Here is a 26,414-nt window from a genome sequence, read left to right as displayed (position 1 = left end):
ATGACAAAATACAAAACTTCTGAAAGTGTCTGCAAGGGTCACCCGGATAAACTCTGCGACCTGATAGCAGATAGCATTCTTGATGCGTGTCTTCGCAAAGATAAAACTTCTCGCGTGGCCTGCGAGGTCATGGCGACAAAAGGCAAAATCATCGTAGCGGGCGAAATCACCTGCTCGAAAAAAGTAGACATCCGCTGGGTGGTCCGTAGAGTTCTTGAGGAGGTCGGCTACAACCCTTGGAAATTTATTGTGTTTGTATTCGTCCACCAGCAAAGCAAGGATATCGCGGGTGGTGTGAATCAGGCGCTGGAATCCCGCACTGGAGATACCTCATGGTATTCCATGCTCGGCGCTGGCGATCAAGGCACTGTTTATGGCTATGCTACAGATGAGACGCTAGAAAAACTTCCGCTCCCTCTCGTATTTGCTCATGCCATTTGTCAAAAGCTCGATAGTACCATGAAAAACGGCATCATCAAAGGCATTGGTCCTGATGGCAAAGCCCAGGTCACTGTCGAGTATGAAGATGACAAGCCCAAGCGCATCAAAACGATTATTGTTTCTGTACAGCACCGCGCTAATAAGGATTTAGAGATTCTCCGCAGTGAGATCATCTCACAAGTACTGTGGCCGGTGTTCGAGAAATTTCCGTTTGATGATGACACTCAAATCCTCATCAATCCCTCCGGACGTTTTGTCGAAGGTGGGCCTGCAGCTGACACTGGGTTGACTGGTCGAAAGATTATGGTTGATTGCTACGGCGGCCTTGCTGCTCATGGCGGTGGTGCCTTCTCCGGAAAAGACCCGACGAAGGTTGACCGCTCCGGTGCCTACATGGCAAGGGCCATCGCAAAGAACCTCGTCCGTTGCGGCTATGCCAAACGCTGTCAGGTGGCCATCTCCTATGCTATCGGCAAGGCTGATCCTGTTGCGGTTGAGATTGACACCTTCGGTACGGGTACTGTCTCTGATGAGATTCTTCGCAAAGCGGTCCTTGAGGTTTTTAACCTCCGTCCAGCGGCAATTATCGAAACACTGAGTTTGAGAAATCCCATCTATGCAAATACAGCAACCTATGGCCATTTCAGCGGAACGCTTTCTCGTTGGGAATGGCTGGACCGTTATGACGAACTACGAGAGGCGGTAAAAAAAATATGCTGATTGAGAAAAAGAAAACCGCCGAGCTTCTACCTGCGGACTACAATCCCCGCAAGGACTTAAGGCCCGGCGATTCAGAATATGATAAGCTGAAGCGATCAATTGAACAGTTCGGATACGTCGAGCCGGTCATCTGGAATAAGGTGACCGGCTGTGTTGTAGGTGGGCATCAGCGTTTAAAGGTGCTCATCGACATGGGCATCACCGAAGTCGAGTGCGTAGTGGTCGAAATGGATGTCGAGAAGGAAAAAGCCCTCAACATCGCACTGAATAAGATTTCTGGCGAATGGGATAAAGAAAAGTTGGCTCTGCTCATTGCAGATTTGCAGGGTGCAGACTTCGATGTATCGCTCACCGGCTTTGATCCTGCTGAACTGGATGATCTGTTTAAGGATAGTATCAAAGACGGCATCCACGATGATGATTTTGATGTAGAAGCAGAGCTAAAGGAACCTCCAATCACCAAGCTCGGTGACCTCTGGAACCTTGGTCGGCACCGACTGGTCTGTGGTGACAGCACTAAGAAGGACACCTTTGATTTGCTGATGGCCGGAGCCAAAGCCAATCTCGTGATCACCGACCCACCTTACAACGTCAACTATGAAGGCAGTGCCGGAAAAATCAAAAACGACAACATGGGTAACGACGCCTTCTACCACTTTCTGCTCGATGCCTTTACAAACACCGAAGCAGTCATGGCAGATGACGCCAGCATCTATGTTTTCCACGCCGACACCGAAGGGCTGAATTTCAGGAGAGCCTTTGTGGATGCCGGTTTTTATTTGTCCGGCTGCTGCATCTGGAAAAAGCAGTCGTTAGTTCTGGGGCGCTCTCCATACCAATGGCAGCATGAGCCTGTGCTCTACGGTTGGAAGAAAACCGGAAAGCATCAGTGGTACACCGGCCGGAAGGAAACCACTATCTGGGAGTTCGACAAGCCTAAGAAAAATGGCGATCACCCGACCATGAAGCCGGTCCCGCTCTTGGCGTACCCAATTATGAACAGCAGCATGAGTAATACCTTGGTGCTTGATCCCTTTGGTGGCAGCGGTTCAACGCTCATCGCCTGTGAACAGTCTGACCGCTCTTGCTATACCATCGAGCTTGATGAGAAGTTCTGCGACGTTATTGTAAAAAGGTACATCGAACAGGTCGACTCTATCGACAAGGTTTCTGTCCAGCGCGATGGTCTGCTCTACTCCTATGTAGAGGTGACAACCATAGAAGATAGCAAGGCTTGACGATAGCACCGCTGATGATGAACTAGATCTTCCTCTGACTCGATTTGGCACATATATTTCTCGAAAAACACTTGCTATATGGTGCCTTTAGAGTGATGTATGTACATACCAAAACGATAGGAGGTTTTGAAAATGGAAATCAAGTACAACGTAACCGGACCCGACCGCAAGCGACTGGTACAGGCCATCGCGCAAATTCTCGAAAGCGATGCCAAGTACCTCGGTGTTCCAACCTGTGCTTATCAGGTGGACAACTTCACTATCAGCAAAGACTGCATTCTTTCCTTCGATGACCACACCAACCGCAGGGAGGGTGAGCAGCTTATCGAGCGCCTCTCTGAAATGGGCTTTGAAGCTGAGACCGAGGAAGTCACAGATGGGCTTTGCATCGAGCTCCCGCTGAAAGACACCACCGAAGCAGCGATTGACAACCTGCGCAGAATGGTGGACAGCAAAGCAACTCTTATTAAAAAGGCACTCGGTGCTGACAGCTTGGAAATTGAGGTCGCCGAGGAGCGTATCCGCTTCCCTTGGTTCGATCGCATTCCGGAGCCCGAGGTCATCAGCGCAGCTTCTCATTTCCTTGGGCATTTACTTGATGCAGCTAAGAACCATAAGCGTGTGACTGCCAAGGAAAAAGAAACCGACAATGAGAAATATACCTTTCGCTGCTTCCTCTTAAGGCTCGGTTTTATTGGCGATAAGTTCAAGGAAACGCGCCGGACGCTTCTTCGGAACCTGAACGGTAGCGCTGCATTTCGAACGGGAGCCAAGAAAGGCTTTAGTGCAGAGGACTTGGACGCAGCTACTGACGATCCAGCGGTAAATGCCCTGCTAAGTGAAAAGGAGGAGGCTAACGATGAGATTTCCGAATAAAGAAATAGTCGAGCGTATTCGCCGCCAGTTTCCGATTGGTTGCCGCGTGGAGCTTCTTCGCATGGATGATGTGCAGGCTCCGCCCATCGGCACCAAGGGCACTGTAACCGGCGTGGATGACACAGCAAGCATCATGGTTAGCTGGGACAATGGCAGCGGACTAAACGTGGTCTATGGCGAGGACATTTGCCGGAGGTGCGATGATGACCGATAATGTGCGTAAACAGATCTTGGCCATTTGCGATACTGGCCTGACGAATATGTTTGACGTAGTAACGGTGCAGCATATCGCAAACGACATGGGTTTTTATGAGCTGGTCGTATACCTCGAGGAAAACCGCAAGGAATATGCACACTTTATCCTGGCCGGAAACGAAAAATAACCAAGTAATGATATCAATTAAAATAGAATGAAAAAAGCAGGCTCTCATTAACGGCCTGCTTCCTTTATTACATTGATACACTCGATGCATATTAACTTGTCTTTAAACTTGATGTTGTTTTTTGCTTCTCCACAAATGGAACAGTGAGGTGCGTGCTTCTTTAGAATGATGGTTTCATTTTCTGTATAAATTTCTAAGCCATCTTTTTCTGCAATATTCAATACTCTCCTGACTTCAATTGGGATTACAACACGACCTAATTCATCGAGTTTTCTAACGATACCCGTAGACTTCATGGTGACCTCCAAAACATATATGATTAAATGGTAATATATGGTATTCAAAAAGTCAATCAAATCCATACTATGTATGCGGTTTTATAGTCAAAATGTCAAATTTAAAGAAGCTTTTCTCATTTTAGGAGTTGATTATAGATGCGAAAACTAAAAAAATATAAACCTACCGCTTATATGGCGAAGGATTCCCACTATAACAAGGATATGGCCGACTATGCGGTTGCCTTTATAGAATCCCTTTCACATACAAAAGGAACTTGGGCTGGCAAACGATTTGAGCTGATTGACTGGCAGGAGCAAATTATTCGGGATATCTTTGGCACCATCAAGCCAAACGGTTATCGGCAGTTCAACACAGCGTATGTAGAAATCCCAAAGAAGATGGGTAAATCAGAGCTCGCCGCTGCTGTTGCGCTTCTACTGACCTGTGGCGACAATGAGGAACGCGCCGAGGTCTATGGCTGCGCTGCCGATCGCAATCAGGCATCAATCGTCTTTAACGTTGCGGCGGATATGGTCAGGATGTGCCCAGCGCTAGCAAAACGAGTCAAAATTCTCGATTCCATGAAACGTCTTGTTTATTTACCAACCGGGAGCACTTATCAAGTGCTATCTGCCGACGTCGGCAACAAGCACGGTTTCAATACACATGGCGTTGTATTTGACGAGCTTCATACCCAACCAAACCGAAAGCTCTATGACGTTATGACTAAAGGCAGCGGTGATGCGAGAATGCAGCCGCTTTATTTTTTGATCACAACCGCAGGAGACAACCAGAACAGCATCTGCTGGGAGGTTCATCAGAAGGCACTGGATATCATAGCCGGCAGAAAAAACGACTCGACCTTCTATCCAGTCATATATGGTGCAGCACAAGAGGACGACTGGACTGATCCTAAGGTTTGGAAAAAAGCCAATCCATCCCTCGGTATTACAGTCGGCTTAGATAAAGTCAAAGCAGCCTTTGAGTCGGCCCGCCAGAATCCCGCCGAGGAGAACAGCTTCAGGCAGCTCCGCTTGAACCAATGGGTCAAACAAGCTGTACGCTGGATGCCGATGGACAAATGGGATACCTGCGCTTTTGCGGTAGACCCGGAAGCCTTACGAGGCCGGGTTTGCTACGGTGGTCTTGACCTTTCCTCCTCCACCGACATTACTGCTTTTGTTTTGGTATTCCCGCCACTGGACGAGAATGACAAATATGTCGTGCTCCCGTTTTTCTGGATACCGGAGGACAACATCGATTTGCGTGTGCGGCGTGACCATGTGAATTACGATGTCTGGAAAAAGCAAGGCTACCTGTTAACCACCGAAGGCAATGTGGTCCACTATGGCTTCATAGAGAGCTTTATTGAGGAGCTGGGCACGAAATACAACATAAGGGAAATTGCTTTTGACCGCTGGGGTGCTGTGCAGATGGTCCAGAACCTTGAGGGCATGGGCTTCACAGTCGTTCCTTTCGGACAGGGCTTCAAGGATATGAGTCCGCCGACCAAGGAGCTCATGAAGCTAACCTTAGAACAGAAGCTTGCTCACGGCGGTCAACCGGTCCTGCGCTGGATGATGGACAACATCTATATCCGCACAGACCCGGCAGGCAATATTAAAGCAGACAAAGAGAAATCCACCGAGAAGATCGACGGCGCAGTCGCCACGATTATGGCCCTTGACCGGGCGATTCGCTGTGGCAACGAAAGTGGAGCTTCGGTCTATGACGATCGTGGCCTACTTGTTTTTTAAACAAACTATTGCCTAGTCTGATTATGTGTGCTAATATTAGATTATATAATCAGAAAAGGTGGTGATCAATATGTCAGTTACTGTATCAATTACATTGACAGACAAAGAATACACAGATGTTAAAATCAAAGCTGAAGAAAAAGGATTGTCTGTTGCACAATATGTTAAAAGATTCCCTATTGCGGGAGACGAGTTTGATGAACGCTACGATTATTTAAAACATCAAGCCATGCAACAACCATTAGGTATTCCGTTTACAGTCATGTCGCTGTTTCCGGATTGGAATAATATCCCTCGCGGTATAAAACTATCACTCGGACGTAATTTTTACCATCTAGTTAAAAGAAACGACGGCGAAGTAAAAGCTGTAAAACCGGCTGGAAAAAACAGTTCAAACGTGCAGCTCTATTTACGAGAGGAGGAATAATTAATGATATTAAATACGAATGAACAACTAAAATATAACAACAAGTTTATCGTCGCATTGAAAACATTGCCTCCAGGCACTTATTTCATAAAAGATTTTTTCGGATCAGAGCCTTCTGTTCCAAGAATTGCACGAAAATTCTACGAGGATGTTTTATCTGGAATCTATGGCAATGTTTCTCTTGTAAATAAGCGATCAAGAGAAGGTTATAAAGTTATCTAATCAATAGAATATTTGAAGGCATCTATCTCCCGGTAGGTGCTTTTTTCATGCCCATTTTAAGGAGAGTGATATCTATGGGAATACTGCAAGGAATATTCAAGGCGCGCGACAAGCCTAAAGATGCCCTCGGTGGTAGCCGCTACAGCTTCTTTTTCGGTAGTACCAGCGCGGGCAAACCGGTTAATGAGCAGACGGCCATGCAAATGACAGCAGTGTACAGCTGCGTGAGGATATTATCCGAAACACTGGCGGGGCTTCCGCTCCACATATATCAATATAATGCTTCCGGTGGCAAGGAAAAACACCTCAAACACCCACTATATAAACTGCTTCATGATGAACCAAATCCTGAGATGACTTCCTTTGCGTTTAGAGAAACGCTGATGAGTCATCTTTTATTATGGGGAAACGCCTACGCGCAGATCATTAGAAACGCCCGTGGCGAGGTCGTTGCGCTTTATCCGCTGATGCCAAACAAAATGACAGTCGATCGTGATTCAAACGGTCGGCTTTTCTATTTGTACCAGCGCGGCAACGAGGACACTCCCTCTCTTGGCAAGGACAGTCAGGTATATCTGTCTCCTTCGGACGTGCTTCATATTCCGGGACTGGGCTTTGATGGTCTGGTTGGCTACTCTCCCATTGCGATGGCGAAGAATGCCGTGGGACTGGCCATTGCCACTGAGGAATACGGTGCGAAATTCTTCGCCAACGGAGCGGCTCCAGGCGGCGTGCTAGAACACCCCGGCACCATCAAGGACCCACTGAAGATTAAAGAGTCCTGGAATGCAGCCTATCAAGGCAGCGGAAATTCACACCGGGTAGCCGTTCTTGAAGAAGGCATGAAGTATCAGCCCATCGGGATCTCACCAGAACAGGCGCAGTTTCTGGAGACAAGAAAGTTCCAGATCAATGAGATCGCCCGAATCTTCAGGGTGCCACCTCACATGCTGGCCGACCTTGAAAAATCGTCCTTCTCCAACATCGAACAGCAATCACTTGAGTTCGTGAAATACACACTTGACCCTTGGGTAGTGCGCTGGGAGCAGTCCATGTGTCGCGCCCTACTCATGGAGAGTGAAAAGCCGAAGCTATTCATTAAGTTCAATGTGGATGGACTGCTACGCGGCGACTATTTGAGTCGAATGAGTGGTTACGCCACCGCACGTCAGAACGGCTGGATGAGTGCCAACGATATCCGGGAGCTTGAGAATCTGGACCGCATCCCAGCAGAACTTGGTGGCGACCTCTACCTTATAAACGGCGCAATGACCAAACTGCAGGACGCGGGTGCGTTCGCAAATATAAAAGAAACGGAGGAAACCGAATGAAGAAATTCTGGAACTGGGCACGGGATGATAATTCCGGTGTCCGAACACTCTACCTCGACGGCGTGATTGCCGAAGAGTCATGGTTTGACGATGATGTCACCCCCAAGGTATTTAAATCAGAACTTACGGCAGGTGAGGGCGACCTTGTTATTTGGCTCAACTCTCCCGGCGGCGACTGCATTGCAGCAAGTCAGATCTACACCATGCTCATGGATTACAAAGGCAAGGTTACCGTGAAGATCGATGGTATTGCAGCCTCTGCTGCATCCGTAATCGCAATGGCCGGAACAACCGTGTTGATGGCACCGACTGCACTGATGATGGTGCATAACCCTCTGACTGTTGCCATTGGTGACAGTGAGGAAATGCAAAAGGCCATCTCAATGCTCTCGGAGGTTAAGGAAAGTATCATTAACGCCTACGAGATCAAAACAGGACAGTCACGGGCAAAGCTATCACACCTGATGGATGCGGAAACCTGGCTCAATGCTAAGAAGGCCATTGAGCTTGGTTTTGCAGATGGCATCTTGGAGGACGAAAAGAAGCGATCACAGACCGAGGATTTCACCTATGCCTTCAGCCGCAGAGCCGTTACCAACTCTCTGCTGGACAAGGTAAAGCCCAAACTGCCTAAACAACAAACGGGTACACCGATTGAGTCGCTGGAGAAGCGGCTCTCTTTAATTCAACACTAATTTTGAGGAGGAAAATACTATGAACAAAATTCTTGAACTGCGTGAGAAACGCGCAAAGGCGTGGGAAACAGCTAAGGCATTTTTAGATACCAAACGTGGTGCGGATGGCATCGTTTCAGCTGAGGATACCGCCGTTTACGACAAGATGGAAGCGGATGTGGTCGCCCTTGGCAACGAAATTGATCGTCTCGAAAAACAGGAAGCTCTTGACCGCGAGCTTTCAAAGCCACTAAACACACCACTTACCGGTAGACCTAATATTCTAAGTATGGAGCCCAAAGGCGGTAGAGCTTCCGACGATTATAGAAAAGCGTTCTGGAATGCCATGCGCACACGTTCTGGTGAAGGACTCGATCCGGTTATCAGAAATGCCCTTCAGATTGGAACCGACACTGAAGGCGGCTACCTTGTACCAGATGAATTCGAACGTACTCTTATTGAAGCTCTGGATGAAGAAAATATCTTTAGAAAGCTGGCCAACGTCATCTCCACCTCTTCTGGTGATCGCAAAATCCCTGTCGTAGCCTCCAAAGGCACCGCTTCTTGGATCGACGAGGAAGGCGCAATTCCTGAAAGCGATGACAGCTTCGGTCAGGTTTCCATTGGCGCTTACAAACTCGGTACCATGATCAAGGTATCTGAGGAGCTGCTTAACGACAGCGTATTCAACCTTGAAAATTACATCGCTAAAGAGTTCGCCAGACGTATCGGGAACAAGGAAGAGGATGCTTTCTTCACCGGCGACGGCTCTGGAAAGCCTACGGGTCTCCTTGCTGCTACTGGTGGTGCACAAATTGGTGTAACTGCTGCAAGTGCTACGGCCATTACCATCGACGAGGTGCTTGATCTGTTCTATTCCCTTAAGGCACCATACAGAAATAAAGCGGTGTTCGTCATGAACGATGCCACGGTTAAGGCGATCCGCAAACTGAAGGACGGTCAGGGACAATACATCTGGCAGCCTTCACTGCAGGCAGGTACACCGGATACCATCCTGAACAGACCTGTTTACACCTCAGCATATATCCCTAACATCGCTGCATCAGCTAAGTCTATCATCTTCGGTGATTTCGGTTACTACTGGGTTGCTGATCGTCAGGGACGTGTTTTCAAAAGACTCAATGAGCTCTATGCAGCTACTGGTCAGGTAGGCTTTGTCGCAACTCAGCGTGTTGATGGAAAACTGATTCTGCCAGAAGCCATCAAAGTACTTCAACAGAAGGCTTAATGGAGGTGCACTATGAGCTATAACGCAAAGAACTATACCGAGCAAGGCGGTGAAAAAACCGTCATTGGTGGAACACTTGAAATCAAGGAAGGAGCCTCTGTAACGGGGCTTCCTTCTCAGTTTACATTGGCTGAAAATCAGTCAGACTCAACCGCTACAACTATAGCTGGACTTGTTGTTGATTTTAATGCGCTGCTTGCAAAGCTAAAAACTGCTGGCCTGATGGCAGCTGATAGTTAAGAACAATGAAAGGATGGTGACGGTATGACACTGCTTGAAAAAGTTAAGGCAAACCTTATACTTGAGCACCCTAATGATGATGAGCTTTTGCAGTTGTACATCACCGCTGCCGTCAGCTATGCCGAGAGCTATCAGCATCTGCCCGAAAACAACTATACCGAAAAAGCAATGCCACCCACTACAGAGCAAGCCGTTATAATGCTTTCGTCCCATTTCTACGAATCAAGGGACGGCAGCACGGGCGGCTTTTTTGCGGATAATGTCCAGGCTGGACAGCAAGTGTGGAATACGGTCAACCTTTTACTCCGGCTGGACCGAGATTGGAAGGTGTGATTATGAGCTATGGAAAGATGAACACCTTCATCGACATCGTGGTAAAAGTGACAACGAAAGATGCGGAGGGTTTTAGGACAGAGGTCGACAACATCGTCGCCTCTGTCAAAGCGTATCGGGAGGGTCGGCACGGCAATGAGAAATGGGCAAACAGAGCCAGCTTCTCTGAAGCCACCGACCTTTTCCGTTTTCGCCGCATACCCGGTGCGACCATTACGACTGCGATGATTGTGGTGAACAAAGAGGGTCGCTTTGAAATCACCTCGGTGGAAGATGTCAAGGGTCGAGGCATGTACATTGAGGTTCTTGCTAAGGAGGTGAAACCTAGTGGCTAAAGCAACATTTAAAATGCCAGAAGACTTCCTGATGAAGCTCTCAAAACTTGGTGAGAAAACAGATGAAATTATCCCTGTTGTTTTAAAGGCAGGTGGTGAGGTCGTTGAAGAAAAGGTGAGAAGCAACCTACAAAGCGTCATTGGCAAGGAGACGAAGGAAGATAGTAGATCCACTGGCGAGCTCGTTTCAGCTCTTGGAGTCTCGTCTGTCAGACAAGACAGGGACGGAAACTTCAACGTCAAAGTCGGCTTTAGCGAACCACGCAGGGATGGCAAAAGCAATGCTATGGTTGCAGGGGTTTTGGAGTATGGTAAACATGGACAGCCACCTAAACCTTTTCTGAAGCCTGCGAAAATGGCAGGTAAAAAGGCCTGTGTGGACGCGATGATCAGGACGTTTGAGGAGGAGGTTGATAAAATATGAGCCTCCTTTCTGAATTGAACACCCTTATCTCACCGCTCGTTCCTCTGGAAACGGGCGTGTTTTCAGAGCCCGCACCAGATAGATATGCTGTGATCACGCCAATGGTTGATACGTTCGAGCTATACACCGACGATAAACCCCGGCATGAAATCCAGGAGGCACGGATATCCCTGTTTGACAAGGGAAGCTATACGGCTCTCAAAAACCAAATTGTCCGCATTCTATTGGATGCGGATTTTATTATAACCGACCGCCGGTACATCGGACATGAGGATGATACCGGCTATCACCATTACGCCATTGATGTGGCGAAAAACTACGAATTGGAGGATTAACAAATGGCGACAATCGGATTAGATAAATTGTACTATGCCAAAATCACAGAGGACTTGAGCGGCAATGAAACCTATGGCACCCCCATACAGCTTGCAAAAGCGATGAAGGCGGATTTGTCCGTAGAGCTTGCTGAAGCGACTCTGTATGCCGATGATGGGCCTGCTGAAATCGTGAAAGAATTTAAGAGCGGGACCCTTTCCCTCGGTATTGATGATATTGGCGTGACAGCTGCTGAGGATCTGACCGGAGCAACGCTTGATGATAACAACGTCGTCGTGTCTGGAAGTGAAGATGGTGGCTCTCCTGTGGCTGTTGGCTTCAGGGCTAAGAAGTCAAACGGCAAATATCGTTACTTCTGGCTTTACCGTGTGGTATTCGGTATCCCGGCAACCAACCTCGTCACCAAGGGCGACAGCATAACCTTCTCAACTCCGACTATCGAAGGAACTGTGGTGCGAAGAAATAAGCTTGATGGCAACGGCAAGCATCCGTGGAAATCAGAGGTTAATGAGGACGATACGAGCGTTCCAGCTTCCGTTATCACCGGCTGGTACACGCAGGTTTATGAGCCTGTTTTCACCGTCACGCCTTAACGGAGGGATAGCAAATGGATAATGAAAGAAGTTCAGGAATATCAATCGGCGGCCAGGAATATGAAATGCTCCTGACGACCAAAGCAACTAAGGAGATCGCCAAGAGATATGGCGGTCTTTCTAATTTGGGTGAAAAGCTCATGAAAACGGAGAACTTTGAGATGGCGCTGGATGAGGTGGTTTGGCTTATCACTCTGCTGGCCAATCAATCGGTGCTGGTTCACAATTTGCAGAATCCATCGAAGAAACGGGATCTGCTTACTGAGGATATCGTTGAACTTCTCACCTCTCCCTTCGAGCTCGCGGAGTACAAAAACGCCATCATGGACGCCATGTACAAAGGAACGAAGCGCCATGTTGAAAGTGAGGATGAACCCTCAAAAAACGCAAAGGTCGGGTAAGCGACGATGAGTTGTTTGCCCGACTGATTTTTTATGGTGTATCCCTCCTTCATCGGTCTGAGCAGGAAGTTTTGCTGATGCCGATCGGACATTTACTCGACCAGTGGGAGGTATACAAGCAGTTCAACGGACTCGCAAAGGCAGCCCGTGAGTATTACATCGATGAAATCATACCAAATGACATCTAAGGAGGTGATGGGAACATGGCGGATAACTTTGGCCTAAAAATAGGCGTTGAGGGTGAAAAAGAGTTCAAAAGGGCTCTTACTGATATCAATCAGTCTTTCAAGGTACTCGGCTCTGAAATGAAACTGGTCGAGTCTGAGTTCGGCAAAAACGAAAATAGCGTCAAGTCCCTCACCTCCAAGAATGAGGTGCTCACCAAGCAGATCGATGCTCAGAAGGACAAAATCGAAACCTTGCGTAAAGCTCTGCAGAACGCCTCTGACTCATTTGGTGAAAACGATCGCCGAACTCAAGCCTGGGCAGTCCAACTCAATAATGCCCAAGCTGAACTCAATGGTATGGAGCGTGAGCTAAAGGGCAATGAAAAAGCCCTGGATGGCGTCGCCGACGAGTTTAACGCAGCTGAAAAACAAGCGGACCAGTTCGGCGATGAGCTTGATAAAACAGGAAAAGATGCCGACTCAGCCGGAGGTAAATTTGAAAAGCTGGGCTCTGCAGTCAAAGGTGTCGGGGCAGCTATGGGTGTGGCCTTCGCTGCTATCGGCACAGCTGCCATTGGGGCGGGCAAAGCACTCGTCGACATGACGGTAGAAGCGGCCGCTTATGCAGACGAAATGCTGACACAATCCACCGTCACCGGTATGTCCGTAGAAAGTCTGCAAGCCTACAACTACGCCGCAGACCTTGTTGATGTTTCCATGGAGACCTTAACCGGGTCTATGGCTAAGCAGGTAAAATCAATGTCGAATGCCAGAGATGGCTCGGCGAAATTCGCTGATGCATATGCGAAGCTGGGCATCTCCGTGGCAGACAGTAATGGTCAACTCAGGGACAGCGAGACGGTATATTGGGAAACCATCGATGCCCTTGGGAAAATCTCAAACGAGACCGAACGAGACGCTCTTGCTATGCAGATTTTTGGTAAGAGTGCGCAAGAGCTAAATCCTCTGATTGCTCAAGGTAGTGCTGGCATCGCCGCACTAACCGAGGAAGCAAAGCGTATGGGTGCTGTCTTAAGCGAAGAAAGCATCGAAAAGCTCGGTGCCTTTGATGATTCTGTCCAGAGACTGAAGCAGGGTTCGGAAGCCGCACAGCGAGTGATGGGAACTGTACTTCTGCCACAGCTGCAAACCCTCGCCGATGACGGAGTATCATTACTCGGAAACTTCACCTCCGGACTGGTTGAAGCTGGCGATGACTTCGATAAAATCAGCGAGGTTATTGGAAATACGGTAGGCGGTCTGGTGGACATGATTATGGAGAACCTCCCAAGAATCATTCAGGTTGGTATGGACATTGTCATGGCCATCGTAAGCTCAATCGCCAGTAACTTACCAACAATCGTTGATTGTGCTTCTTCTATCGTCATGACGCTACTTCAAGGTTTAATCGAGGCGCTGCCCGCCATCACGGAAGGCGCTCTGCAGCTTGTCCTTACGCTGGTGCAAGGCATCATCGATAATCTGCCTGCTATCATTGAAGCCGCGATTCAGATGATCGTCACTCTGGCTTTGGGTATTGCAGAAGCTCTACCAGAACTAATTCCTTCCATCGTTGAGGCAATTCTCCTGATCGTTCAGGTGCTGCTGGACAACATGGATAAAATCCTCGAGGCAGCCTTTGCAATTATCAAGGGCTTGGCAGAGGGATTACTGAACGCACTGCCAGAGCTGATTGCTGCACTGCCTCAAATTATTACGAGCATCATCAATTTCATCACCAACAACCTGCCTGCCATCATTTCCATGGGTATACAGCTAACCGTTCAGCTCGCGGCCGGTTTAATCAAGGCCATACCCCAGCTTGTAGCGTCATTACCGCAAATCATCTCTGCTCTAGTTCTTGGGCTGGGCAAAGCTGTAGGTGCTGTATTTGAAATCGGCAAGAACATCGTTACCGGCCTATGGGATGGCATCAAATCTATGGGTACTTGGATTAGTGATAAAGTCAGCGGCTTCTTTTCCGGCATCGTTGATGGGGCAAAAGACCTGCTCGGCATTCATTCACCTTCCACAGTATTTGCAGGGATTGGCGAGAATATGGGGGCGGGTATCGGTGTTGGCTTTGACCAGATTATGACCAAGGTCTCAAAGGATATGCAAACATCTATCCCAACCGACTTTAACGTGGACACAAACTTCAACATAAAAGGTAGCGGGTCCAGCCTAGCCAGTGCTACAAAATCAATTGTCGAGCATACCGGTGTCATTGAAGTCCGTGGAATAAACAGCAAAAAAGAACTCACTGGCGTTGTTGAAATCATTATGGATCAGTTCAGGAGGGAGGCGAGAATCTGATGATACGACTGGAAACATATACAGGCGAAATCTTGTCGAGGATTCTTAAGGAAATCTCGCCGATTGAACACTCCTCAAACAGGCAAGTAAACCGACTTTTAGACGGGAGCTATCACGTTCAAATTGTCGGCAGCGCTCTTAAAAGCATGGAAGGCACCATTGTGTCCACCTTCAGTCAGGCTGAAAAACTAAACAGCTTGATTGATCAGGGAACACCGCTGGTGCTGATCTTTCTTGATAAGAAGTATCTTGTGTACATTGAGGATAAAATTGCCTGGAAACGCATTAACTTTGCCCACGGAAACAAGGATAAAAGCCTTCTTGAAGGCAAGCTCAGGATGATCCTTAAAGAGGAGGTGGCGCTGTGAGAAGCGTTAACTCCTTGATGGAAGAAAAGCTAAAAAGCGATCAGCAGACACCGGCCAATAAAGCTGCACCACAAATGAGCATCCAAGTAAGCCGGGCCAGATCTACTATCATGGACTCGGATTATTGGACCGTTGAAACCATCCGCCAAAAGACTGGACTTGGGGATGTCAGCGTTTCTCCCAGACGATATAAACCTTATGGTCGTCCCAATAGAATCTATGAAATTCATGTTGATAACGGTGTGGTTGGAACATCAATCCGGGAGTATCCGGACACCTTCAAGGAGGGCTGGAAGGATCAGTTCATCTTGGGCAGTGGCTCATCTGTAGCACTTGCCTTTGACGGTAACTGGCAGCGGTATCGCGGAGTATGGCGCTTGGTGACTGATGAAAAGCCGTGGATATTTTGGGTGGACTCCTCCGGCATTTTGTGGCGACAGCTTTGGGACGATTCATCTACCCTCTCTCAGCTCGATACTGGCGTCAGTTATGTCCGGGCAATTCGGGCATGGCGAAATCAGTATTCTTCCGAGCTTGATCAGGGAATTGTCGTCGGTTACATCAAGGCCGATGGTACTGTCTGGTACCGCAACTACTGCAGACAAGCTGACGGCACAGTCATCTGGGAAATCGCCAGAGTGCTTCCCTCTGTTTCAGGTGCAGTACACTTAAACCTGTTTTTGACCAATGACTACCGGCTCGGGTTTAGCATTGAAAAGACAAATAAGGACATTCAATGGATCATCACCCAGCGAAATTGGTCGGGAATGGCCATCATCCCAGAGAACGTTCATGCAGCGTTATCTCTGAACGAAGTAAAGCTGATCCCGATCATATACACCGATCTGAAACAGACAGAGCGTGTTGATTCGAGCATCACCTTTGGCAAGGTTAACTTCTGTCCGTTTGATGTGATCATCGGTTTTGTGCCTACAATCGTCCGCGCAAAACGCATGGATGACAATTTGATTGAAATTGAATACGACACGGATCTTTATGAAGTCCCAAACTGTCCTGAATGTTTTACCATCACAAACAACACGATTGTGGCTGTGGCTAAGTCAGGGAGCAGAATACTTCAGCTGACGACAGCAAATACACTGGTCAGTGTTGGCAGCTGGACGGTTACCTATAACGGCCTTGGTGGCATCAACTCTTACCACTCTGAATGCTGTAAGCCTGAGTTTGGAAGCTTTTCTGTACTCGCAACTGGTGAACCACCTTCTGTCTCAGAAACCATCGAGCCGACCTTGAGTCTGACAAGCATTAGCTTCATCCAGTGTACTTTTTCAAGTCTTTATGGAAACGAGAAAGTGTCAGCCGTCCTGAGCATCGCCTCGGTTAATCTGATCAAGGTCGGGACAAATCCACTTTAGTTCAGGAGGGATACTATGAATTTTAACGCAAGCGTCAAGCTTCACAATAAATTTGAAGTGTATGTCAAAGACATGCAAACGGGCAAAGAGCGCCTGATCGGCACTGCCTATAACATGGTGCTCAGCGCAATGTGGACCCAGATCATCTCGGACAGGAGAAGTCCGTTTGACTATATCTGCTACGGCCGTGGAACTGGAGAACTTTCTCCAACCAGAACATCGCTCTTTTCTCAGATTGCCCAGGTAAGCTCTACCCGTGTGGAAGAAGTCTATTCAAGTGACTCGGGTTACATTAAGGAGAAGATTGAGCTTTCACCCAGCACGGCTGTTGGGGAGACTATAACTGAAGTTGGCATCAGAGGGTATAGCCGGCTGGTGACCCACGCTCTACTTAAGGATGCTGAAGGCAATCCAATCAGTTTTACGAAAACCGATACAGACGTCGTCACCATTTACGCGACCCTTTACTGCAAGATTTCGGTTACTTCACCGCTGGGCTTCAGCCAATCACAGGTGTCCTATGGAGCGGCGTATTACATTTTGAATTATGGATACATCACATCGACGATCAAGGTAGGGCGAAATCCACTACCACTCGATGCAGACTCTATCAATGCGGCAGGGATCAGTGATGCCAGTGCAGCCTCGAAATCGTCCAATCGGATTGCTTATGATGTAACAGCAGCCACAGAATCCTACAAGGTCCGCTTTGAAATCGCTGATGCTAATCTATTCATCAAGGAAATTCAGGTGGCAGAGACAGCGTCTATCATTGTACCGGAGAGCGCCATTATTGGGAAAGTCCTCTATGAAAACGTTCCTCTCGGGACAGGGAATAATGTGAAAACAAAGTTCCTGATTCCAAGTCCATACGTTGAAACTCCGATGGTCGATGTGAAGGTCAATTCAATCACTACCGCACATACCCTTGAGAAAAAGCCAAGGGTGGCACTTTCATGCGGTACCAATCACGGTAACGGTGGTTCAGGATTTAGTTCCTATCCCAGCGTGGTGTATCCGACACCTTGGGGAAATAAGTGGATTGGTAATGGCGAGTACAAAATTCAATATGGCAAGGTTCACCGGGGTTTTCTAAGACAGTACGGCTCATTCAGCCCATCTGTTGGATCAATTCCAGACAAACCGTGGTACAGTTCAAAATCATCTTGCCAGCCCATTTTCCTTAACACCGAACAGGTATGCGTACTTCCGGCAAATGTATGGATTGACTATTCAACTGATCTTGCAAAATCAACTCTCTCAAGATTTGGAGATATTACACCCTCTACAGGTGTAATGACAACTGACGACTTGTTTTTGATCTACTCTGATAACAGCGCTGGTTATGTCAGACTTGCAAAGAAAGCAGTCGATGGGAAGTATTACCGCGCGGGAACATCGCAAGCTGGAGGTTCTGGTAGAAATAACTTTCAAAATAATTTCATCACAGCTGATGGCAACCATGCAGTTCTTTCAGGCTACAACGGTTTGGTCATAGTCTCAATCGACACAGTGAACGAAACGATTACCCAGGAGATCAATGACGCTACTTATCAAATCGCAGTCTGCGAGTATAACGGGAAAATATATACCTTTGCTGCGGGCAACTACAAAATCTACGAGCTGGTAAGCGGCGTATTCACTTTGGCCTATTCAGGCACATATGGCAATACCATGTCGCTTTACGGCGGAGGTCTGGTTGGCGAGGGTCTTTGCCTGATCAGCGATTCCAACATCGCCAACGCAAAATTCATCAAGCTACTTCCGGATGGAGTGGAGTACTACGCGCCACAGTCACCTATTTCGCATTCAGTGACGAGTGTAAACAACATCATCACTGATGGCAGCCCAATATTCTACTGCGGGATTGACCGATCTGCCAGGACCTTCTATGTGGATGATTCGGAGGTATTCGTGGTGCTAGCCACACCCCCAACAGACGCGGAGGCAGTTACAGCATCCTATAAAACTGAAGGTATCCACAAGACAGACCAATTCGTGTTGGATGTGACCTTTTCGGTCAGTTATGCGGAGGGCGTATGATTACTTGGCATTTAGGCGGCGCAGTGTCTTACCCGGAGGAACTGCTGAAGTATTCGCTGCTCTTGATGGAGAATGGGTATCGAGTGCAGGTCTATGATGCGGCATTCACGTCGCTATGGAACGGTGGCCGGATACCCTTTAACCGTGACACTGGATTTGAAGATTTTATCAGGGTTATCAAGCTTTTCAATGCGAATGAGATCGGTGTAGATGCGACCTTTTCTGGAATCGTTGAAGATCATGAATTGATGGATTACGAGTGCAATGCAGTGCTTGATAAATTAGCGGTCAGCCCTTTGAACGGCGTAATTCTCTCAGAACAAAAGCTCTTTGACCACATTAAGAAATATTATCCTGGGCTCGCGGTCACCTCATCGATTACCGCAGTGGTGCCAAAGATAGAAGGTTGCGACTTTTATGCGGTGAGCCCGGATTTCAATTCTCATCTGGAGGACTTGGCAGGGCTTGGTTTTCGCAAGCTGCAGATATTAGTGAACGAAAACTGCTACCAAAACTGTGCAGAGCGTGGACAGCACTACAGACAGTTATCACTTCAAATGAAGCGCTTCGATAAATCCTACGAGGACGTCTGCATCTGTAAAAACCAATCTGGTGGCCGGTTCAAGATGCGTCTTGGTATGGATCAGATTGAAGCATTATACGAAGTGGGCATCTCCCACTTCAAGCTGCAGGGCAGACAGGACCATATTGAAAGTGAAATCGGTCCATACATCCGGGACGTGATCCTAAAAACGAAGGGAGATGAATGATATGAGTATGTGGCACGTAGGAACGGTCGTCTGCAGCGGTTGCGGCACCGTCTTAACCATCAAGTCTATATCGGACAGCATCAACTGTTATTTGTGTGATGCACCGATTGATCTGTCAGAGCTTCCGATTGTTGAAATAGCGGACACGAAGAAATCTGCAGAAGTGGTCCCGGAAGAAGAATCAACGCAATGAAAGACTGAGTTAGTGGAGGTGAAAGCATGCAGCTGACATTCGAAAATGATGCTATTGTCGGGAACGGCACTTATCCTGATTTTATTCAATTCCCTAAAACAGAAGGCCAGCTGTTTTTCATCAATAACGGTCTACTCTACGGGAAACCAAGCAATCGCTTAAATGGTGATTTTTCAGCTCCGATTTGGCAGGACACGGTGTACATCAGTCCCCAAAATGATACTGGCCTTAGCAATCTGGAACTGAAATCACTCTCTGGGTTTGGTATAGTAGGCTGCTTTCGGACTCCATATGCGCAGAAGTTGCTCATCCACGAGTACATGTTCGAGATGGACCGATATCTGGATTCGGGTAGCATCAAATGTTCAATGGACACCCCAATCACATCCTTTACGCTGAGTCTTGAAAACCCGATTAACGAAAACCCTGAATACGAAGGCAACGTTGCCATTTCAGAAGAATCCAGTCTTCTCTCTCCTGGCAGTAAAGTGGTATTTGAGTTCATCATTGGTGACAGTGAGCCTTATCCAATGGGGAGCTTTTATGTGGACCGGAGCAATTTTGAACTACTCGGCGAAAGTATCAGCGTGGATGGCCGGAACATTATCGGTAAAGCACTGGGCGATCAGAGCTTCGATGAAGACAACTCCTACACCTACCAGCTTCTGCATCAGACAATCAGGGATATCCTTGATAAGGCTAATATCAGCACTGATGAAATGTTGGTGCAAAACACTTCTCTGTCAGCTGGCTATATGTTCGACCCCAATATGAGCTTTCTTGATGGCGTCATGGAAGTTCTAAAAGCGTTTGATAACTGGCAAATCAAAGAACTTGTTGATGGAACCGTGGTAATTGGCGCTTCAACCTATGCTGGATTTGCAAGTAACTCAAGCTATGTCTTTCAGCGTGACAAGGACATCTTTACCAGAAACATCGTCCGGGACGATCAGGAAGCCTACCGACGGGTCTGCGTTCACAACCGGGATTTTAGCATCAAAGTATACCGGAATGTCCAGACCTATACCGGATGGAATCTTCAAGCGAACAAGACTCTTTACATCAACGTACCGGAAGGAACAACACTCACGGATGCCGAGAGCTACGCCACCCAGATTGCCGACAGCCTGCAGTATGTTGGAAAAATCGAAAGCTTTACAGGTCCTTTCAGGCCGCAGCTCCTCTTGGGCGACGAGGCGGTCATCGTCAACAGCGAAGGCTCCATCAGCCTTGGACTGATCACGGAGATTACGCACCGTTTCGGGAAAGACGGGTTTTATACCGACTTTACTGTGGACAGTGGCGGCAAACTCGGCAAGGGCAGACTCAGCGACTACATCGGCAGGATCACAAAAGACCGGACCAGCAGCAGCCGCGTTTATGAATAAAATAGTGCCCTGAGGTATCCGGGCTTTATATATCAACAATCTCTGAACAGCTTTAGAGGCGTCCGCAAATTACGGTCGTCTTTTTTGTACGCAAAACTAAAGGAGGACTACTATGAAAGAATTATGGAATTGGACACAGGCGGCAATTGCTGCTGCAGGCGGAGGTCTTGGGTATTTCCTCGGAGGATGGGACGGCTTCTTGTATGCTCTTTTAGCCTTCGTAATCATCGACTATGTCACTGGCCTGATGTGTGCAGTGCTAGATAAGAATTTGTCCAGCGAGGTCGGATTTCGAGGCATTTTCAAGAAGGTGCTTATCTTCTCGCTTGTGGCCATTGGGAATATCGTCGACCAAAGTGTTATTGGTGACGGCTCAGTTATTAGAACGGCTGTCATCTTTTTCTACCTATCAAACGAGGGTGTCTCCATTCTTGAGAATGCGGCACACATTGGCTTGCCAGTGCCACAAAAGCTAAAGGATATCCTGGAACAATTTCATAACCGAAGCAACAAGGAGGACTCCTAAATGATTCTTCGAAAGCTAATTCTGATAAACAATGCCTGTTTCAAGGCGGGCAGAACTATATCGCCGAAGGGCATCATGGTGCATTCTACAGGTGCAAACAATCCCTTTCTAAAACGCTATATTGGACCAGACGACGGACTCCTGGGAAAGAATCAATACAACAACCACTGGAATCAGGACAAGCCCGATGGCAGACAGGTCTGCGTTCACGGTTTCATCGGCAAACTGGCTGATGGAAGCATTGCCACCTATCAGACACTACCTTGGAATCATAGAGGCTGGCATGCCGGAGGCGCAGCAAACGATTCACATATAGGATTTGAAATCTGCGAGGATGGTCTGATTGATGCCTCGTATTTTAATGCCGTTTATATGGAAGCTGTGGAGCTTTGCGTCTATCTCTGCAAGCAATATGGGCTCACCGAAAAGGATATCATCTGCCACTCAGAAGGCTATAAACTTGGCGTTGCCAGTAACCACGGCGACGTCATGCACTGGTTTCCGAGGCATGGCAAGTCGATGGATACATTTCGTGCGGATGTTGGGAAACTGCTTGCGTCAACCACACCTTCAGTTGATACTAATGAAACAAAAAAGAAGTACTATCGCGTCCAAGTCGGTGCATATTCCGTAAAGAGTAACGCTGAAGCAACTCTCGATAAACTCAAGTTAGCTGGTTTTGACGGCTACATCAAATATAACTGACCAGGATTTTGTATTAAGCCCATAGAACGAAGCCAAGAGCTCCGTTCTATGGGCTTTTTTTGTTGACCAAACCGTCCGATTTCATTACAGCTCCTGGCTTACTTCGAAGGTAGTGATGATTTCGGAAGGAGGCCAATAAAATGAAAATAACAAAATTGGATGATGTTGATTCCATTCAATATAAGGCTGAGAAGCCCACAGAAGCAGCGCTTCAGAATGAGCATGATTATTTGATAGCAGATAGGCTTACAAAAAAACTCTTAGAAAAGGGCCTTATTTCTCAAGACGAATACGACAAGATTATGGTCAAAAACCGCAAAACCTTTCCTCCGCTTTTAGCCGAGATACTGACATAAAAGACTTGATAAATAAGGCTTTTTGAGTGATGTATAGTACTGCAAGAAAGGAGGTTGAGACAATGAAACGGATAACAAAAATTGAAGCAAACGAGAAACTGCAGAAAGCACCTAAAAAACTGCGTGTTGCTGCCTATGCTCGTGTTTCAACAGATAGCCGCGAACAACTCGTCAGTTTGGATGCTCAAAGATGCCATTATGAAACCTGTATAAAAAGCAATCCCAACTGGGAGTATGTTGGACTTTACTACGATGAGGGCATCTCAGGTACAAGCATGGCCAAGCGCGACGGGCTTCTCAAAATGCTTGATGACTGCGAAGCGGGTAAGATAGATTTCATCATTATCAAATCGATAAGCCGATTTGCCAGAAACACCACAGAGTGCCTTGAAGCGGTTAGAAGGCTTATAAAGCTGAAAGTGTTCATTTACTTCGAGAAAGAAAATATCAACACCGGCGATATGGAAAATGAGCTGCTGCTCACAATTTTTAGCAGTTTAGCGGAAAGCGAGTCCATATCCATTTCGGAGAATGAAAAATGGTCCATTGAAAAGAGATTCAAAAACGGAACCTACATTGTGGCTTATCCGCCATATGGATACAAAAATGAAGATGGCTTGATGGTAATCAATGAAGACGAGGTTGATGTCGTCAGGTATATTTTTGCAGAATGCTTAGCGGGTAAAGGCGGTCATGTTATTGCTAGAGATCTTAATGATAAAGGAATCCCAACCAGGCGAAAAAGAGAATGGACCCCGGGCACAGTAAATGCGATCCTTCGAAATGAAAAGTACAAAGGTGATGTGCTTTTTCAAAAAACATTTACCGATGAGACTTTCGTTAGGCATATCAATAATGGTGAGAAGGCGCAGTACTACGTTACTGAGCATCACGAAGCGATAATCAGTGTTGAGGATTTTGAAGCGGCGCAGGCCATGATTGACCAGCGCTCCAAAGACATGAAAATCAAGCAAGGCGATGCAAAGTATCAAAACCGCTATCCCTTTTCTGGAAAAATTGTTTGCGGCGAATGTGGTGCTACATGGAAAAGGAGAACTCATAGCGAATCGAAAATAAAATATTACGCTTATGCTTGCAACACACATCTTAAGAAAAAAGACCAATGTAGCATGCAGTTTATACGCGAAAAGAGTTTTGAAGTGGCTTTTTTGAATATGATCAATAAGTTGGCATTTACTAAGAAGGTGTTGTTGCAGCCGCTACTTGCAAGTCTTAAAGCCATTAACCAGGAAGCAGCAATCGCCCGAATTAATAAGTTGGAAGCGGCTCTTGAGGCCAATTTCAACAAAAGGCAGCAGCTTATGAATTTATTTGCAAAGGAATATTTAGAACCAGCTGTTTTCAACGATCAGAATTCAGGTCTTCTTGCTGAGGCTAAAAATTTAAGTGATGAAAAAGAAGCCCTATATGCTTCGGTGAATCATGAGTACGAGCATGTTGAAGCTTTGAATAAACTCATCAAGTACGTCAACAGCTCAAGGATTTTTTCTGAATTTGATGTTGATGCATTTGAGGAGCATGTTGATTACATTATCGTTTTCAAAAGATATGAAATAGGTTTCGTATTAAAGTGTGGATTAACGCTGAGAGAAAGGTTGTGAGATTATGCCAATTCCATATGGGTACAAAATTGAGAAAGGCAAAGCTGTTATAGATGAAGCTCAAGCCGAGCAGGTTAGGATGATTTACAAAGGTTATCTTTCCGGCCTCGCCTACGTTGCTGCTGCAGAGGCCGCTGGGCTTACGCTTCTACATCCAGGTGTAAAGAAAATGCTACAAAATAAACGCTACCTTGGTGATAAATACTATCCTGCGATCATCGATCAGGAGACTTTTGATAGAGCTGAAGCAGAACGAATCAAACGTCAAAGTAGGCTTGGTAGAGTATTTGCGGATAAGCCGGTAGAGGAATGCAAGCCAGCGACAAAATTTACTATGCCGAAGGCAGGAAAGATATTCATTGACCCATTTAAGCAGGCGGAGTACATCTACAGCTTGATAGAAAGTGAGGTGGAGGTATGATCTCCTTAGCGAGTAATGTAACGGTTATTCCAGCAAAGAAAACCATCGGGACACAGAAAGCAACCGACAAAAAGCAGAAAACCAGAGTCGCAGCATACTGTCGTGTCAGTACTGACAGCGATGAGCAAGAAACCAGCTATGAAGCCCAGATCCAGCATTACACCTCATACATTGAAAGTCATCCGGATTGGGTACTAGCCGGAATTTATGCCGATGATGGCATCTCTGGAATGAATACGAAGAAGCGTGATGAGTTCCAGCGCATGATTAACGACTGCAATGACGGCAAGATAGATATGGTTATTACCAAGTCCATCAGCCGGTTTGCAAGGAATACGGTGGATTGCCTGAATTACACCAGAGCCCTTAAGAATAAGAACATTGGCGTCTATTTCGAGAAAGAAAATATTAATACGCTCGATACTAAGGGTGAAGTGCTCATGACAATTATGGCTTCTCTTGCACAGCAAGAAAGTGAGTCATTGTCGGCCAACGTTCGTCTGGGCTTGCAGTTCCGATACCAACAAGGAAAAGTTCAGGTCAATCACAACTGGTTCTTGGGATATACCAAAGATGCAGACGGTCACCTCATCATTGATCCAGAGCAAGCCGAAGTCGTGAAGCGCATTTATAGAGAGTACCTTTCCGGTAAGAGCTTCTTACAGATAAAAAGGTCTCTTGAGGCCGAAGGTATTCTAAACGGTGCGGGTAATGAAAAATGGCATGAAAGTAATATAAAGCAGATACTTACAAACGAGAAGTACATTGGAGACGCTTTACTTCAGAAAACTTATACGGTGGATATCCTTGAAAAGAAGCGTGAAGCTAATAAAGGTCAGGTTCCTAAGTATTATGTAGAGGACAGCCATGAAGCTATTATTCCAAAGGATATCTTCCTAAAGGTACAGGAGGAAATCGCAAGACGCGCAAATCTTACTAAAGGCACCACAAAGCGCAAACGAATCTATAGTGGCCGTTACGCTTTATCTGGAATAGTATTCTGCGCGCACTGCGGCGACATCTTCCGCAGAATTAAATGGAACAATCGTGGGTGTAAATCCACAGTTTGGCGCTGCGTCAGTAGGGTTGAAAAAGATGGTCCTGATTGCCCGGCAAGAACTGTTCACGAGGGACTGCTCCATGATGTAGTTATAAAGGCCATAAACGAAGCGTTCCGTGAAAAGGAAGCAATCCTGCCGCTTTTGCGAGAGAATATCGAGAATAGCCTTGAGGAAGTCACCTCAAATCAGATTACAGCGATTGATGAACAAATGAAGTCAATGCAGCAGGAACTAATGGCAACTGTTAATTCAAAGAATACCGGGGATGAGCTTGGTCTGGAGATTAGGAGGCTGCGCGATGAGAAGCAGGCCCTTCAAAATGAGCAGGCATCCCGACAGGATCTGAAAAAGCGAATTGATGAGTTGATGCGTTTTCTTAACGACCTGCCTTGTGAGCTGATTGATTATGAAGAAGATTATGTGAGGACTCTCCTGGAAAAGATAACGGTTTACGACGACCACATTATAGTTGAATTTAAGTCCGGAATTGAAATACAAATAGACAAAGAGATATAGAATATTGAGCCGCCGCCAATAGAGGGAACCAACACCCTTTGGCGGTTTTTCCACTTTTAAATATTGATTATATCAATTCGTTATGTTATAATAATCGCTGACACAAATAAGAGTTTAGGAGGAACCGAAACTATGACAGCATCAATACGTTTAAGATAAGCTGGCAATAAAAAAGGCAGAATCTATCCCGATGATAGGCTTTTTTGTTGTGCTTATTTATACGATATTGAGCATTCATTAGTTAAGGTGAGGTTTAAACTATTTTACTATAGTTTTATTTAACTATGTCATTTTAAAGAATGTTTCCATGTTGTATGTTATGCAGAC

The 26,414-nt window shown here is 46.7% G+C and carries 32 protein-coding genes; 31 read left to right on the top strand and 1 reads right to left on the bottom strand.

The features are described from left to right. From metK to AC4PHM_RS09370, 5 genes are all read left to right on the top strand, one after another. On the top strand, positions 1–1,161 hold the full coding sequence (metK, locus tag AC4PHM_RS09390; RefSeq protein ID WP_492017555.1) for a methionine adenosyltransferase: 1,161 nt from the start codon (positions 1–3) through the stop codon (positions 1,159–1,161). After that, entirely contained in the window at positions 1,155–2,399 is a 1,245-nt protein-coding gene (locus AC4PHM_RS09385) for a site-specific DNA-methyltransferase (RefSeq protein WP_492017554.1), read from the top strand. Before metK ends, AC4PHM_RS09385 begins: the two co-directional genes overlap by 7 nt. Positions 2,400–2,531: 132 nt before the next feature. Continuing rightward, on the top strand, positions 2,532–3,275 hold the full coding sequence (locus AC4PHM_RS09380) for a virulence protein (RefSeq protein ID WP_492017553.1): 744 nt from the start codon (positions 2,532–2,534) through the stop codon (positions 3,273–3,275). After that, the gene (locus AC4PHM_RS09375) at positions 3,259–3,489 is read left to right on the top strand and encodes a DUF4314 domain-containing protein (RefSeq protein ID WP_492017552.1); all 231 of its coding nucleotides are present in this window, start codon (positions 3,259–3,261) and stop codon (positions 3,487–3,489) included. The genes AC4PHM_RS09380 and AC4PHM_RS09375 overlap by 17 nt, the downstream gene beginning before the upstream one ends. Beyond that, the gene (locus tag AC4PHM_RS09370; protein ID WP_492017551.1) at positions 3,479–3,658 is read left to right on the top strand and encodes a DUF5049 domain-containing protein; all 180 of its coding nucleotides are present in this window, start codon (positions 3,479–3,481) and stop codon (positions 3,656–3,658) included. Before AC4PHM_RS09375 ends, AC4PHM_RS09370 begins: the two co-directional genes overlap by 11 nt. Positions 3,659–3,705: 47 nt before the next feature. Here the strand turns inward: AC4PHM_RS09370 and AC4PHM_RS09365 are convergent, their stop codons facing one another. Beyond that, entirely contained in the window at positions 3,706–3,954 is a 249-nt protein-coding gene (locus AC4PHM_RS09365) for an AbrB/MazE/SpoVT family DNA-binding domain-containing protein (RefSeq protein WP_464313865.1), read from the bottom strand. A 138-nt stretch (positions 3,955–4,092) separates the two neighbouring features. On the opposite strand from AC4PHM_RS09365, the gene AC4PHM_RS09360 reads away from it, so the two are divergent. The 26 genes from AC4PHM_RS09360 to AC4PHM_RS09235 all read left to right on the top strand — a co-directional run bounded on the left by AC4PHM_RS09360 (position 4,093) and on the right by AC4PHM_RS09235 (position 26,087). Then, the gene (locus tag AC4PHM_RS09360; protein WP_492017550.1) at positions 4,093–5,694 is read left to right on the top strand and encodes a terminase large subunit; all 1,602 of its coding nucleotides are present in this window, start codon (positions 4,093–4,095) and stop codon (positions 5,692–5,694) included. A 70-nt stretch (positions 5,695–5,764) separates the two neighbouring features. Beyond that, positions 5,765–6,121, top strand: a complete 357-nt coding sequence (locus tag AC4PHM_RS09355; protein WP_492017549.1) for a DUF1413 domain-containing protein — start codon at positions 5,765–5,767, stop codon at positions 6,119–6,121. A gap of 3 nt (positions 6,122–6,124) precedes the next feature. Then, positions 6,125–6,343 (top strand): hypothetical protein, encoded by a 219-nt coding sequence (locus tag AC4PHM_RS09350; RefSeq protein WP_492017548.1) that lies wholly within the window; start codon positions 6,125–6,127, stop codon positions 6,341–6,343. Between the two features lie 74 nt (positions 6,344–6,417). Continuing rightward, positions 6,418–7,674: a phage portal protein gene (locus AC4PHM_RS09345; RefSeq protein ID WP_492017547.1), complete on the top strand. Its 1,257-nt coding sequence runs from the start codon at positions 6,418–6,420 to the stop codon at positions 7,672–7,674. Further along, positions 7,671–8,369, top strand: coding sequence for a head maturation protease, ClpP-related (locus AC4PHM_RS09340; protein WP_492017546.1), 699 nt, complete (start codon positions 7,671–7,673; stop codon positions 8,367–8,369). Before AC4PHM_RS09345 ends, AC4PHM_RS09340 begins: the two co-directional genes overlap by 4 nt. Positions 8,370–8,388: 19 nt before the next feature. Further along, the gene (locus tag AC4PHM_RS09335; protein WP_492017545.1) at positions 8,389–9,597 is read left to right on the top strand and encodes a phage major capsid protein; all 1,209 of its coding nucleotides are present in this window, start codon (positions 8,389–8,391) and stop codon (positions 9,595–9,597) included. A 12-nt stretch (positions 9,598–9,609) separates the two neighbouring features. Then, on the top strand, positions 9,610–9,837 hold the full coding sequence (locus AC4PHM_RS09330) for a Head fiber protein (protein WP_492017544.1): 228 nt from the start codon (positions 9,610–9,612) through the stop codon (positions 9,835–9,837). Between the two features lie 24 nt (positions 9,838–9,861). Next, positions 9,862–10,170 (top strand): head-tail connector protein, encoded by a 309-nt coding sequence (locus tag AC4PHM_RS09325; protein WP_492017543.1) that lies wholly within the window; start codon positions 9,862–9,864, stop codon positions 10,168–10,170. A 2-nt stretch (positions 10,171–10,172) separates the two neighbouring features. Next, positions 10,173–10,505: a head-tail adaptor protein gene (locus AC4PHM_RS09320; protein ID WP_492017542.1), complete on the top strand. Its 333-nt coding sequence runs from the start codon at positions 10,173–10,175 to the stop codon at positions 10,503–10,505. After that, positions 10,498–10,929, top strand: coding sequence for an HK97-gp10 family putative phage morphogenesis protein (locus AC4PHM_RS09315; RefSeq protein WP_492017541.1), 432 nt, complete (start codon positions 10,498–10,500; stop codon positions 10,927–10,929). Before AC4PHM_RS09320 ends, AC4PHM_RS09315 begins: the two co-directional genes overlap by 8 nt. Then, on the top strand, positions 10,926–11,264 hold the full coding sequence (locus tag AC4PHM_RS09310) for a hypothetical protein (RefSeq protein WP_492017540.1): 339 nt from the start codon (positions 10,926–10,928) through the stop codon (positions 11,262–11,264). The genes AC4PHM_RS09315 and AC4PHM_RS09310 overlap by 4 nt, the downstream gene beginning before the upstream one ends. Positions 11,265–11,267: 3 nt before the next feature. Then, positions 11,268–11,858 carry a major tail protein gene (locus tag AC4PHM_RS09305; protein ID WP_492017539.1) on the top strand — a complete coding sequence of 197 codons (591 nt, stop codon included), beginning with the start codon at positions 11,268–11,270 and terminating at the stop codon, positions 11,856–11,858. A gap of 14 nt (positions 11,859–11,872) precedes the next feature. Beyond that, positions 11,873–12,259 carry a hypothetical protein gene (locus AC4PHM_RS09300; RefSeq protein ID WP_492017538.1) on the top strand — a complete coding sequence of 129 codons (387 nt, stop codon included), beginning with the start codon at positions 11,873–11,875 and terminating at the stop codon, positions 12,257–12,259. Positions 12,260–12,462: 203 nt separating this feature from the next. After that, positions 12,463–14,742, top strand: a complete 2,280-nt coding sequence (locus AC4PHM_RS09295; RefSeq protein WP_492017537.1) for a phage tail protein — start codon at positions 12,463–12,465, stop codon at positions 14,740–14,742. Continuing rightward, on the top strand, positions 14,742–15,110 hold the full coding sequence (locus AC4PHM_RS09290) for a hypothetical protein (RefSeq protein WP_492017536.1): 369 nt from the start codon (positions 14,742–14,744) through the stop codon (positions 15,108–15,110). Before AC4PHM_RS09295 ends, AC4PHM_RS09290 begins: the two co-directional genes overlap by 1 nt. After that, positions 15,107–16,486 (top strand): hypothetical protein, encoded by a 1,380-nt coding sequence (locus AC4PHM_RS09285; RefSeq protein ID WP_492017535.1) that lies wholly within the window; start codon positions 15,107–15,109, stop codon positions 16,484–16,486. Before AC4PHM_RS09290 ends, AC4PHM_RS09285 begins: the two co-directional genes overlap by 4 nt. A 15-nt stretch (positions 16,487–16,501) precedes the next feature. Continuing rightward, a complete protein-coding gene (locus tag AC4PHM_RS09280) occupies positions 16,502–18,529 on the top strand; it encodes a hypothetical protein (protein WP_492017534.1) in 2,028 nt (675 codons plus the stop codon). Next, on the top strand, positions 18,526–19,299 hold the full coding sequence (locus AC4PHM_RS09275) for a hypothetical protein (RefSeq protein ID WP_492017533.1): 774 nt from the start codon (positions 18,526–18,528) through the stop codon (positions 19,297–19,299). The genes AC4PHM_RS09280 and AC4PHM_RS09275 overlap by 4 nt, the downstream gene beginning before the upstream one ends. A 1-nt stretch (position 19,300) precedes the next feature. Beyond that, positions 19,301–19,492 (top strand): zinc finger domain-containing protein, encoded by a 192-nt coding sequence (locus AC4PHM_RS09270; RefSeq protein ID WP_492017532.1) that lies wholly within the window; start codon positions 19,301–19,303, stop codon positions 19,490–19,492. Between the two features lie 26 nt (positions 19,493–19,518). After that, positions 19,519–20,880 (top strand): hypothetical protein, encoded by a 1,362-nt coding sequence (locus AC4PHM_RS09265; RefSeq protein ID WP_492017531.1) that lies wholly within the window; start codon positions 19,519–19,521, stop codon positions 20,878–20,880. A 112-nt stretch (positions 20,881–20,992) separates the two neighbouring features. Beyond that, positions 20,993–21,406, top strand: a complete 414-nt coding sequence (locus AC4PHM_RS09260; RefSeq protein WP_492017530.1) for a phage holin family protein — start codon at positions 20,993–20,995, stop codon at positions 21,404–21,406. After that, positions 21,407–22,111: an N-acetylmuramoyl-L-alanine amidase gene (locus tag AC4PHM_RS09255; RefSeq protein WP_492017529.1), complete on the top strand. Its 705-nt coding sequence runs from the start codon at positions 21,407–21,409 to the stop codon at positions 22,109–22,111. A gap of 140 nt (positions 22,112–22,251) precedes the next feature. Beyond that, positions 22,252–22,467: an SHOCT domain-containing protein gene (locus tag AC4PHM_RS09250; protein WP_492017528.1), complete on the top strand. Its 216-nt coding sequence runs from the start codon at positions 22,252–22,254 to the stop codon at positions 22,465–22,467. 62 nt (positions 22,468–22,529) lie between these two features. Further along, the gene (locus tag AC4PHM_RS09245) at positions 22,530–24,089 is read left to right on the top strand and encodes a recombinase family protein (protein WP_492017527.1); all 1,560 of its coding nucleotides are present in this window, start codon (positions 22,530–22,532) and stop codon (positions 24,087–24,089) included. Positions 24,090–24,093: 4 nt separating this feature from the next. Next, positions 24,094–24,510, top strand: coding sequence for a recombinase (locus AC4PHM_RS09240; protein ID WP_492017526.1), 417 nt, complete (start codon positions 24,094–24,096; stop codon positions 24,508–24,510). Beyond that, positions 24,507–26,087 carry a recombinase family protein gene (locus AC4PHM_RS09235; protein WP_492017525.1) on the top strand — a complete coding sequence of 527 codons (1,581 nt, stop codon included), beginning with the start codon at positions 24,507–24,509 and terminating at the stop codon, positions 26,085–26,087. The genes AC4PHM_RS09240 and AC4PHM_RS09235 overlap by 4 nt, the downstream gene beginning before the upstream one ends. Positions 26,088–26,414: the final 327 nt, after the last annotated feature.

The sequence above is a fragment of the Acidaminobacter sp. QWL-03 genome, assembly GCF_058683855.1.
Note: the sequence above shows the minus strand (reverse complement) of the source record. Positions and strands in the feature narration are given on the sequence as shown.